General features: G+C 44.6%; 8 protein-coding genes. All 8 read right to left on the bottom strand.

Annotated features, from left to right (window positions below):
• Positions 1-47: 47 nt before the first annotated feature.
• On the bottom strand, positions 48-1,466 hold the full coding sequence (locus V6W81_RS14730) for a hypothetical protein (protein ID WP_338539528.1): 1,419 nt from the start codon (positions 1,464-1,466) through the stop codon (positions 48-50).
• Positions 1,467-1,476: 10 nt separating this feature from the next.
• Positions 1,477-2,019, bottom strand: a complete 543-nt coding sequence (locus V6W81_RS14725; RefSeq protein ID WP_338539527.1) for a sigma-70 family RNA polymerase sigma factor — start codon at positions 2,017-2,019, stop codon at positions 1,477-1,479.
• Positions 2,020-2,258: 239 nt separating this feature from the next.
• On the bottom strand, positions 2,259-2,540 hold the full coding sequence (locus tag V6W81_RS14720; protein WP_338539526.1) for a hypothetical protein: 282 nt from the start codon (positions 2,538-2,540) through the stop codon (positions 2,259-2,261).
• Positions 2,527-4,302, bottom strand: coding sequence for a hypothetical protein (locus V6W81_RS14715; RefSeq protein WP_338539525.1), 1,776 nt, complete (start codon positions 4,300-4,302; stop codon positions 2,527-2,529). Before V6W81_RS14715 ends, V6W81_RS14720 begins: the two co-directional genes overlap by 14 nt.
• A gap of 4 nt (positions 4,303-4,306) precedes the next feature.
• Complete coding sequence (locus V6W81_RS14710; RefSeq protein WP_338539524.1) at positions 4,307-7,858, bottom strand: DUF4132 domain-containing protein; 3,552 nt, start codon at positions 7,856-7,858, stop codon at positions 4,307-4,309.
• A gap of 81 nt (positions 7,859-7,939) precedes the next feature.
• Complete coding sequence (locus tag V6W81_RS14705; protein ID WP_338539523.1) at positions 7,940-9,145, bottom strand: VWA domain-containing protein; 1,206 nt, start codon at positions 9,143-9,145, stop codon at positions 7,940-7,942.
• Positions 9,130-11,538: a DUF5682 family protein gene (locus V6W81_RS14700; protein WP_338539522.1), complete on the bottom strand. Its 2,409-nt coding sequence runs from the start codon at positions 11,536-11,538 to the stop codon at positions 9,130-9,132. Before V6W81_RS14700 ends, V6W81_RS14705 begins: the two co-directional genes overlap by 16 nt.
• Positions 11,526-12,626, bottom strand: a complete 1,101-nt coding sequence (locus V6W81_RS14695) for an ATP-binding protein (protein ID WP_307216658.1) — start codon at positions 12,624-12,626, stop codon at positions 11,526-11,528. The genes V6W81_RS14700 and V6W81_RS14695 overlap by 13 nt, the downstream gene beginning before the upstream one ends.
• Between the last annotated feature and the right edge of the window lie 178 nt (positions 12,627-12,804).

Genomic DNA, 12,804 nt, shown 5'->3' with positions numbered 1-12,804 from the left:
ATATGTCCGCGCATGCTTCTCTATTCAATCTTCCTCATTTAGATTCTTTATTCATCTTGCAAAACTACCTTCTGTCCATTGATAAGCAGGTGACTTACATCTTGCACTGGAATCGTTGAAGTTGATATCCACTTAAGGAGATCCTGATCCAGGCTAATAAAACCGGAGTCGGCAGCAAGACGAGAACCATCCTTTAGATAAATCTCCATACGCAGATCATCTAGCGGAACCTTTTCTAGTTTGTCTCCTGTAAGAGTAACGCCGATGCTGGAGACTTGAATTGAGATCGGAACTTGTGAACCGTCTGGATCCGTAAGCTGGGTGGCTCCCACTTTGAGTAAAGCATTCTTTTTGAGGTCAAACGTGGTTGTCCAGTTTCCCTTCAAGACTTCGGTGATGTTAGTGAAGCTTCCTTTAAGGTTTAACTGATTCAATTGACCGGCTGAGGATTGAGCAGATAGATCATACACATACTCAATATAGTCTCCTCCGTATCCCACGCCATCTTTCATATAATGTCCATAGCTAATGGAATATTCAGGTATATCGAGCTTTTCTCCTTGCTCATTCGTAAAGTAGAAGTGACCATAATTGTACTCCCCGATCTCATTGTCTGGATTAATCTGAATGTGTAACTGATCATCAATAAAACCAATATTCGAAATATGCATCCACTCCATTCCCGTTATAGGAATCTGAGTTACATCTGGATGCAGTACAGGAATCTTGCCGATCTCCCATAACTCATTACCAGCTTCACCGCCGAATCCACTGATAGAATCAGTTTCCCTATCCAGGACATCATAGCTAAGGCTGTTCTTCTCATGCAGCAATTTGTCCCAATCCATGTGCACACGATATTCATCATTACGGGCTGCCCCTGACATCATCGTATTAATGCGAACCGTAATTCGTTGTGAGCTAACTTTTCCTTGAATGAGAAAGCGCACAATGGCCGTTTGCTTCGATTCATCGTAATGTACAACCTGTGCGTTATTTGCCCTTCCTCCAGAAACTCTGAAATCATAAATATCCAATGTATCGTCAATGCGATGCCCTGTCAGGTCAGTGAGTGCAACATAGATTTCCGTTGTGTCTCCGTCCCTAGCTGCACCTATCACTTCCATTCGGATGCCCTGATCCTCACTGACCTGATGCACCGGCTCTAGAATACTCAACCGCTCCCCACCTAGAAAATGAAGAACTGAAGATAGATCGATGATTCCGACAGAAGCAGCAGCACCCGTCACCACACATAAAGAGAGCGCAGCAGTAACAGGGATGGATATTGCTCTACGCATCCTTCTCCTCCGAGGTTTGGCTCGTGTTAGAGGTATAGGGGAATCTTGAGAAACAGCGGATGGTTTAACCATTTTAGCTTCATTCATCGCTACTTTTTCATAGAACAATCGCTTAATGTTAGCGAGATTCTGCTCCGTCAACCGTTGATTGGATTCTTTCATCATGTCGCCTCCTTTACTTCCTAGTGATCCACCATGCTTTCAATCGCTGTCTGGAACGATATAACTTATTGTGAATTTGCCTGACGTGCAGAGATAATGCTTCCGATATCTCTTGGGGTCGTTGTCCATCGTAAAAGCGGCGCTTGATGATCTCTCGTTCCGGCTCTGGAAAAGACTCTATTAATTGTTTAAGCTCCATATCGTTTTCCTTACTAATGAGCTGAACAAGCAAGTCTTCTGTATGCTGCGCATGAATCTCATCTTCATATGTAAGCTCAGATCTACGGTTTAGCTTTCGATAGCGATCTATAGCTTTATGTTTGGCGATCGTTGCCAGATAATTCTTGAGACTACTTCGACCGGATTGAAATGCATCTGGATTTTGCCAAAACGTAAAAAAAGTATCTGCTACGCATTCTTCAATTTCCTCAGTCGATGCCTGATAGAGTATGGAATGAGCGACTTTCCATAACAAACCAGCGTAATGGTTCATCACCCATTCCATCGTATCAGCATCACCACTTGCTATTGCATGTCTAATCTGTTCTTCGTTCACGACTACCAACTCCCTCCTCTCCCGTCCTGTTGAGATGGCATCATATTCTTATGTATTGACCTTACTATATTCGATGTGAATACGACTTTTACTTACACAGATGAAAAAAAGATTTGCAGGGGTAAGAGCCGACTGCAAATCTTCTACATTTAATAACGTATGAGGTTCTTTGTTTAGATTATAAATATATGCTCGGATGAACCAAACTCTAAATCGCTGAAGTAAGCTTCACTACCCTTCTACGGGGTGTCTTGTTTACTACTAAGCTGTACATATTGGGTCAGACGACAAAAATGAAATAACAATACATCTTCATCGCCTTCTCCAAGAGCGACTCGGCGACCCTCCTGGATCACATGGCCAACTAATTCGTATAGAAACGTCATCTGCAACTGCAATGATTCCTCCGCCAGTGGTTGCAGTACGTCCAGATCTCTCGTGCTAAACTGGGATAAACCTCGCAATAACAACTCTTCCGACCAACTCTCGAATCTCTGCATGAGGTAACTATAGTCTTCCAAGTCTCTTCATCCTTCCATAACCCAGATCCAGCTTAAGACTGAATACGGTGCTTCCTTTCAGAAAACTGATTGGGACAATCTGCTGCTGCTCCACTCGGACAAAAGCATAGAAATGCTCTAGAGCTGCTGCGCCATAGCCGGATTCCAGCCGTTTAATCGTCGTTTCCCAATCCGAGGCATAAGGTAATGTTAGCACGAGCTCTTCATTTGCTTCTGTCAACATCGTAAGCATAAGATCCTGCGTGCTTGGTTCAAAGTGATGCTCCAATATACGAGAAACCTGAATCATCGCGAGTCGCTCTTTAGGCGCAGAGAACAAGCTAACTTCCTGTGAATCATGACTCAGAATCAATGAAGCTTCCTGTACCAGCGACGCTACATTCACATTTTCTACTTCTGTCCGAGGGAGTATCGTAAGCTTAGCTCCCTCGCCAGAAGATAGCCTACGTTCTTCATTTACTTTGACAGCGCGAAATTGCACTTCTTCTCCTGCAAACTGACGAAACGTCACCTGGGGCAGCCATGGAATGTAAGATCCATAATGTTCTGTATAAGAGAATTCTTGATCATCATAATAAGTGGCTCTGACATCGCTATACGTATAGATCTGCTGATCATCTAACCCATAGAAATAATACGTGATGCCCCGGAAGCCCGAGCGTGTCTCCCATGCGTCTGCTCCGATTCCATACAAATGCAGCTCGGGCACCGTATAATATTTACTGCGGAATCGACCAATTAGCTGGCTTTGTTGAATCGCTGATGCATTTTCCTGTTCAAGAACGTGAAGTGCAAGATACAGCTTGCTTACTCGGCTTAGCAATGTGGGCATAGAGAAGCGTACATGTCGGTTAAAGAACAACTGTAGCTCCCCCTGAATTCCGCGTAAACTACGCTCGATATCAGGTAAATTACCACTATGGGCTGTAATCGCTAGCGTTTCCAACGCTGCCACATAGGACTCAGGAAGGCGAGCTAAGCCTGTCTTGAGCATTTCTGCTAGGATAACACGACATTCCCTAACCGTCTGTAATGAGAATTTCAGGTCGAATGCCTTGGTATTTAGAGATTCGGTATCATCTATCCCTTGTTGCATCCGGTAACGAAGCAGCGCTTCGAGCTTAGCGATATTTCCAGACGTTTGCTTCACCTTGCACAGAGCTTTAGCAAGACTGGGCTCTTCGGTGAACGAAACTTCGATGTCCTGATTCACAAGATATACCGTAAGAAGCGTGTCTTCCAACACTTTTATGGCTTCAGGATATCTCAATCGGAACAGCACTTCTTCAATGACTGATGAACTCAGTGATTTAATCAATGTTGTAAGATTGGATTCAACCATCCAGCGGAATCGGGACGCTGTGACCATAGACGATGAAGCCTGATCTACATAAACTTCATCAAGTTGATTTGCGTCATTTACACCGGTTACGACATCTGCTTCACCTTGCTCATCCGTATTTTTAATATCTGTCGATGCATGCTCCCGCTGATAATAGAGGATTGAAATTAACACATGCTTGCAGATCTGTTCAGACGGGCATGAACATTGCCACTGATCTAGCGTATCTTGCAACGTACACGTGGAGCCTTCACTTAGCACACAACTGACGGATGTCTCGTTCCATGTGTAATCTACCGTTACACCGTTGTCCAACTCTTTTAAAGACCGCTTGTATAATCCCTTATTCGCATATCGAATCAAATAATCTTCAGTACATAGATTGGAGAATATCCGGAACTTCTGTTCAAATAAACTCACCTGATCAACGCCCCGTTGCTCTCAAAATATCATAGATGGTTTCACTAAATATGCGTTCAGATACTTGTCCGAGCGGAATAGCTTTGTTGTTACCATAATAATAAGATCTGTTATTCTCCGGTTTGAAGAAGTGTAGCCCTTCAAGTGTAATCTCTTCTAATCCATCATAATACGTGATGCTCGTACCACTGAACTGTAGTTCTGCAACGAGGTCTCCATATTCCTTGTAAAATTCATGATACCAGCCACCGTCCTGTGCTGGGCCTTTGATCCATCCGTATTTCTCCAATGCTTTTGGCAGAGCAGTTGGCGAGAATTCGGCCTCTGGCAAGTGCTCATATTCAACTTTATTTTTATCATCATCTTCAACGACATGTGCCTCACGTTCAAGCTGTTCAAACGGTTGCTTGATCTCATAATCCTCTAGTTGTGTCTTCCAAGCTTCTAATGAGGAAGCCTCAAGCTCAAGTGGATGTACAAGTCCAACTCGCGCAGACGAAGCAAGCTCGTATTCATCCTCGTCCACGGTATTAAACGTACCATCTTCCATGTAACGGAAGGTGTCTACCAGCTCCCCATTTTCATACGTTCCCCAGATCAGACCAACAGCGAATTTACGCATAATGACATTGCGAACGAATAGGTCTTTCCAGTCCTCTGCAGTCCATAAACGTTGCTTGGATAACGATTCTTCAAGTCGTTGTGCTTGAATAGTAACCATGGATTTGAGTTCTTTCTTCAGTTGTGTGAAACGTGCCTTGGATTTAGCGGCGAGCTCAGCATCGTCTTTTTGCGCGGGAGCAGGAAGACTCTTCACGGATTTACCTGTTTCTTCATTCAGCACGACGACCTGCAGATCACTGCTCACCTTGATGAGGAATGAGCGCTCCCCATAACTTAGCCGTAACGTACCTTTTTCATCGAATCCGAGAGTTGTCACCAATCGATCTTCCAGCTGCTCCGAAGTGAGCCCAAGATTGTCTGCTGCGAGCTGCAACGCTTCTTCTGCTGCACCTTTAACCTGACGATTCTTCACACTACGTTTAATTTTGTCGATGGCCATAAGAGCAGAGGGCTCTTTAAGGTATGCAAGCACTTTTACAGCATCTGCTGCAATGGCACCACGGCTATTCTCTGTCCACTCCTTGATCTGAGAAGCCAATATATTCACAATCTGAATATCACCAAAGAGTGCTGCAAGGTACATCACCCACTTCTCTTTGGCAGGAGCGCCATCTTGAATCCACACATGCAGTAACTCATTCACAAATCGTGCCAACGATTCCTCGCTAATATATTCGCGAAGTTCATTAAGTCGTTCATTCGGAGCAGTTGTATGCTCCAGCGATTGCACCAGGGCATACTGCTTGATGCGATCATCTAACGGTTGATTATCCTCAGAGCGAATGAGAGCAGGTAAATCTTTCACCGACAACCAACCGAGTCGAGATAGTTTTTTGGTATCTGCTTGATCAGCAAGCGCAGCATGTGCAAACTCCGGACTCTGATCTGCAGTTTCTTGCAGGATCTGAATCAGGTTTTTCCAATCTGCTGATTTCTCGCTCTTTAGCAGCTCCTCGTATAATGTCTTGCTATTCTCTAGTGTTCGGATTGCAGATAAAGCCATCTCTTTGATTGCTGCTTTTTTCTCTGAGCGGTATATCAACATATATAATTCCTGATCCGGTATGCGGTTGAATTCAGCTAAAGCGGTACTCGTCGCTTTCTTGGAAGAATCCTGTAGTCCCGCGCGAATCGCCTCAGCTAGCTTTGGCTTTGGAAGCTCTTCACGTTGTTCAAAAGCAATGTCCAGTATCAAAATCCGAGTGTCTGTAGGCAGTTTCTTATATTGTGCAATAGCATAATCCAGATTCTGCTGAATGATGCGACGATATTCATCCTGTGGCATCGATTTGTAGCTGTAGTCCGTCATTCCATTAAGCGAAAATAGACTGGTAAGTAATTGCTCACGCTTCACCTCAGGATCTTGTCCATAACGTTGCAGTAGTTTCTCGCCACTGAAAGCATAAGAGCTATACATATCCGAGATAATATCCAGCGTCCAATCCGGATGAGTCGTCAAAATGGCGAACCGGCGCATCGCTTCCGAATCAAGTGGCAGAAAGCTAACGCTAATTAGATTGTTAATTCGTTTTCGATCCCGATTCAGATGATTGAACAGTCCGCGACTGTTTGGATCTTCCCAATATTCTTCTAGTGACGTTTCGCCATTTAAATACCGTGCAATCGCAAGTCCCTGTCTTCCGCCATCCAAAGGCTGACGAAGAGCGTTGAACACAGCTTCCTCCATAGTCGCTTCCGGATTAGGTAATGTTAATCCATTATCTTCCATTATCTTTTGAATAACGGCCTTGAGAAAAGGAGTCTTCAGAATCTCATATGCGCGTGCCGCTTGCTCTGGTTGACTCGCAATAGCAGCGTGCAGCGTGTTCCAAGATATCATGTAAGCATTGAGTTCATCACGTAACAATTCAATCAACTGGTAAGGCTCCTCCAGGGAAATCAGTCCTTCAAGCAGAGCATTAGCATTCTTCGGCCTGGAGTCCAAGCCAAGCAAATACTGGCGAACTTCGAGGGGGTACACCTCATGTAAACGTTGGATGGTATCTAGCAAAACAGCCCCTGTCTCCGTCTTCGCATCAAGGAAGCGCTGTTTGCCTCCATGAATATTAATCAGGCACAGCACAGCACTGCTGAGCAGCACCATCGTTTGATGAAACTCACTATGTGAGCCTTGTTCTTTGGAAGAAAGTTCAGTATTCGGATAATACTCAGCTATAAGCTGACTGCGCTTTTGCTGTATAGGCTCATCCTTCAGCACTTTGGCAGAGCTGTTATGCTTTCCTTGCATATTACGCACAATTGCAGGCTCAATTAATGTATGTAGTTCATCCCGCAGCTTCTCCGAATCATCTTCCATCACATATTGCAATAATGGCGGCAGAGATTGCTTATATTCTTGAACCTGTTCAACATGCGAGGGAGCGTCGCTTAGCTTGGAGTACAGATGTAATAACATCAGTGCTTGAAGGATATCCCGATAGTTGCCCTGATTCTCCTTGTTGTTTAGAAGCCACTGTGCACGTTTCAATCTGCCCTTCAATTCTTCATGGATTTCCTCTTCACCAGCGAATTGCTTGATTTTGTTCAGTCGTTGCACTAGATGAGCCATGCGATCAGGGTTTGAGCTTCTTCCAGCTAAGCCATACGGTGAGAACGCAGCGCTAATACATATTTCAAACGCACTCGTTTGCCACGAATTTCGCTTAGCGTAGCTTGATTCCAAATGCATCACAATAGCTCCTGCACGGAAAAACACATCTCCGTCATCCTTTTTGCCAAGCTTAGTTAACATATCAATCGTATAATAGACATAATGGCTTGATTTCCCCATCATCTCAGGAAACTTATCCGTACGTCCCATGACATATTCAATAATTTCATCACTACGGTCTGTTCTAAGTGAATAATCTTGAGAGCACATCACTGCAAACTTTTCGACTAAACCTTCAACTCCGCGATCAACTGTTATCATATTTTAGTCCTCCTTAAGGTTGAGTTTACATTCAACAAACGTTATGTGGTTCTATGTTATCCTTCAAACATCCAGACAGCCTTACGTGATAATCTCACCAATCCAATCTGCAAGTTCATTCGGGGTGATGGCTGCAACATGCGCACCCATATTCGTGAGTGTCTGCGCAGCATGTTTGTTGTAGACCGAATCTCCATTGAAATCGAGGGCGGTGAGCACGAGTAATTTGCAGCCCGCATCAATAATATCTTTACACGCTTGATACATGTGATTGATGTGGAATCCTTCTTCCAGGTCGCTGACGAGAATATAGATCGTTTTGCCAGGGTTATCGATTAACGTCTCACCGTACCTTAACGCTTTGGCGATATGTGTTCCCCCACCGAGCTGTACATTCATGAGAACGTCCACGGGGTCTTCCAGCCGGTTACTCAGATCAACGACCTGGGTATCAAATATAAATAATTTCGTACGAAGTGCATTCAGACGATAGAAAATACTAGCCATAACCGAGCTATAGATCACGGAGTCCATCATACTTCCACTCTCATCGACACCAATGATAATGTCCCACTTGTTATGGTTCTGTATCGAACCGTCAAAGTAGAGACGATCTATCACAAATCTTCGTTTATTCTTATCATAATTTCTCAAATTTCGGGTGATGGTTCGTTTGAAGTTCAGATTACGCAAAGAGCGTACCGAGCTAGATGTGTAACGACTGCGTTTTCCGAGGATACTGGCTCGGGTCTGAGACTCTAACTTACTGCGAAGCTCCTCAACCACGGTGCGCACGATCTCTTTGGCACTACGGAGTACATCGCCCTTCATACGACCTTTAAACTGCATAATGTTCTTGAGCAGATTCATATTTGGTTCAAGGGATTCTAACAGCTTCTTGTCGGTTAATAGCTCTGTTAAGCCATAACGGTCAAGCGCCTGCTTTTCCAAAATCTCCACCGTTGTTTTAGGAAAGAGCTCTCGAACTTTATGAAGCCATTTAGGCACCGTCAGATCCGAAGCGCCTTGTCCACCTGTTTTGCGGTAGCCCTGTTCCTCGCCGTACTCACGGTTATATAAATAACCTAGAATCTCATCAACTTCTTGATATTGAAAATTCTCGGAATCAAATGCTGCGTTGTTAGACAATCCGACCTCTGCTGAATCACCGAGAATGAGTCGCCAACGATTGATGGTCTCGGCTGTGTTCCGTATCTCCTTAGATTCGTCGTTGACGCTATCTAGTTGATCACTTGTCGGTACCTCGTTATTCAGGTCAGCTTCCATGCGTCAAACTCCTTTCGCATTGCTTCATCCCATGATCTAGCTGCTTGGAGTAGCTGTTCATCTACAGGAGCTCGTCCTAATTCCTCGGATTGAACCTGGTGCAGACTTGCGACTCTGTCAGCGATGAGACCCGTCTCCATGGGCGTGAAATAGGTGAACGCCAGCCTCAGTTCAGGTACCATACTCATAAATTCATCTAATGGGAGCTGCTCAATAAGAAGATTAAGTTCATACAGCAGTTCGTCTTCATATAAAAAAGCATCACGAGCTACGGCAAATACACCTTTCAAATATAGTGCAGTCTGGCGCATCTGCTCTGGAGCCCCATGGATGTATCCACGCGCTCGTTCTGCGATCTCCTGTCTTGGGCGATCACCAAGTCCTGAAGAAATGGCAATACATACGCCTTCCAATTGAGCAGGAAGCTGATGATCCGTTAATAGTTCATTCAGATGTATTCTGAATGTGTCATCTAGATAGCGTTCCTCCGAGGATTCTGCTAGCATAGCGAGCAGCTTCAATCCTTGAATGATTGCTTCATGCTCATCAGCGTTCGTTCTAGAGAGATGCAGCAGCTTGTCCACAGCGTTGTTATATGCTTCGAGCACCATATCGGGCAATTGCTCATCTTCAAATAGACCAAGAAGTCTGCGATGCTGATGAATGCGGTGTAGTATTCGAAGACTGGCACACAAGGATAGGAAGTTACCATCCGTTCTCAGCGCACTTCGAACCCTCTCAACCAATTGTTTCGAGGTGCCTTGTAGTCCCATCAGCATGGCTTGCAGCATCGCCTTGGCAAGCTCTCCACTATGATGATCTGGGATGCTGTTCATCGCTTCTTCCATCTTCCGTGTTGCTGCTTCCTGAATCGTTCCACCATATAGCGAGTTTTCGATCAAGCGTGCTTCAACTCTGGAGGAATATGCATACACCCACGTCTCCCGAACTAAATTCATATCACGCTGTGCAATCCAATCCGGCCCTGCCTGACGTTTGGCAAAGTCCGGAACAAGATACGTCGTACATTCAAATAGTTGACTGAGCTTGCGATGTTCAGGCTTCGCATACAGGTCTAACACTTTCTTGTGTTGGCCTGTCGTTCGCAGCTGAAGCTTGGCCCCATCGCAGCGCTTCTTGAAGTCTTCAACAATTGGAATACTATAACGGTTTGGTGCGACTGTACCGATAACATCCCCGGTCAATACATGCTGAAGCTCTTGTATTGGTTTATCTGTAGCTAGTGTAAGCTCACCCTTTACAAAGGCGGATAACGCACCATCCATTAACTCGTAAACTCCGCCTTCTCTCTTGCCACGCAGTGAGGCGAGTCCCTGAATCATGCTATAAGCTTCAATCGCATCGCTTGTAGAAACATACTCATGACTCTCACGTAGCTTGCGTGTAAGTTTAGATAGAACCTCCACAGCGGTTGCATGATAGGGTGACTGGTTATGACGTTGGATGTGATTCCAGATCTGTTCGTAATAATTGACATAAGGCATCCCGCTTGCATATCCATTTAATCGATCTGCTTCAGCGAATGTGTACACCATCGGATACATTTGCTTCCGCACGGGTTCTAGCTCCGGCTCTTGAGAAGGATGCGATAAATTAGTGTTTTCGGAGCTTGTTGAACTCGAATCTGGCATAACAAGCCCATAGGTATGGAATCCTCCTGTAATCACCAGTACGCGGTCAAATGCCTGCTTAGCTTCTTGTATACGTTGTCTCATATGGGTCTCTCTTGCGAGATCCCCTGTACGATGCAGTTGCTCGTCTGTATAACACATACGAGATAAAGTGCAATAGGTAAATACCTCCTGCACAAATGCTTGCGTGGTCTTCTCAAGTCCTGCAATCTCGAATACTTTTTCCCACAACTCATCGAAGCTGCGGCAATTCGTTTTGTGGCACAACCGTTGAATAAAGTCAGATCCTGCGAGCAATCTCTCATCCTGAACGGATACGTGTTGTTGCTCTTGCTCTTTCGGCTTCGAGAAATGATGATAATCCAGATCAATGAATTGAGCTGGTATGCCAAGCCGTGAGGCCTCTTTCAGAGCTACATATTCGGGTGAATATCGCAGCATGGGATAATAACAGGCTTCTCTCGTTTGATCCGTCTCATAGGTGTAATACAAGCTGATGGGTGGAATGGTAGCTTCATCACTTAATACATCCAGATAAGGATTACCACTCTCCGGTCCTTCAATGAGGATGGTATCTGGCTTGTACTCCTCTATTAACCGTAGCAAATGATAAGAACACGCTGGACTATGATGGCGGATAGGGAAATAGATTGTGTCATTGTTCAGGTTGTACACCTGAGAATCAAATAACGTCTCGACATGTTCAAGCTCTGCTTGCCGAGCTTCTTCTAACCGATCCATTTTTTCTCCTCATAATAATCCTTCCAGATTCCTTCTTCCCTAGCTCGTTCCTTCACAATTTTAGAGAAATAGGATTTGAGAATCGAAAGATCTTTTTCATTTTCTTTAGCAATCGTTCCAAGCATGTTTTGAACAAGCCGATCTAATGCGATATCTTTGTCTTCGTAATAATAGGATGTCATCGCACTCTGAACATAGACCGATACAGCCTCAGCCGTACTCATTGTCGCTTGTGGTGTATCGAGCTTGAATCCTTCCCGCGTTAATCCTGTACGAAGCTCCATAAAGGTTGTGGCTAACAGTTCAACCACATCTGTATTGATATCAATATCGATACCACTATGTAATAATAGGCTTCGAGCCTGTGACTCAATTATTTTGGCTTCCATTTTGACATTGCTGATTGGTTTGATCGTTTCAAAATTGAAACGACGCTTCAATGCACCGCTCATCTCATTAACACCTTTGTCCCGTATGTTGGCGGTAGCAATAACGTTGAATCCTGATTGCGCAAACAAAACGCCGCCATCCAGCTCGGGGATACTCATCACCTTGTCACTGAGAATACTGATTAAGCTATCTTGTGCCTCTGCTGGACAACGGGTAATCTCTTCAAAACGTGTAATAATGCCTTTTTTCATCCCATTATATAGAGGGGACGGTACAAGAGCAGCTTCTGAAGGACCTTTATCGAGCAGCATGGCATAATTCCACGAATACTTAATCATATCTTCTGTAGTGCCTGCTGTGCCCTGAATGGTGTTCAAGCTCGTTCCTGAAATCGCTGCGGACAGCAACTCACTGAGCATGGTCTTCGCTGTACCGGGCTCACCCACTAACATCAATCCTCGGTTGCCCGCAAGTGTGACGACTGCTCGTTCGATTAGTACGTCATTACCGTAAAATTTACGTGTGATGGCTACCTCTTCACCATTCAATATGGCGGGCTTATCCCTACCAATAATAAAATCTCTGACGTACACAGGAGATAATAACCAATGCGGGGGACGTTTGCCTGTATCTTCTTCTCGTAATGCACGTAATTCAGTTTCATATAATGTCTCGGCGGGTGGTTTAAGCATCTCCATCGTCAAGATATCTCCTCTCGAATAAACAGATCGTATGTTCTTATACTAGGCATTTTATCACAGCATGCGCTGAACCACCGTACAAAACGGCAAAAATGGTTGGAACGTCCTTCATATCAGACTTGATATATAAGTCCATGGACATAGGTAAGAGTGTAAATATGAACTTAAATCCAAC

The sequence above is a fragment of the Paenibacillus tundrae genome (assembly GCF_036884255.1).
Taxonomy (GTDB): domain Bacteria; phylum Bacillota; class Bacilli; order Paenibacillales; family Paenibacillaceae; genus Paenibacillus.
The sequence above is the reverse complement of the archived record's forward strand: the minus strand, read 5'-3'. Positions and strand labels throughout refer to the sequence as shown.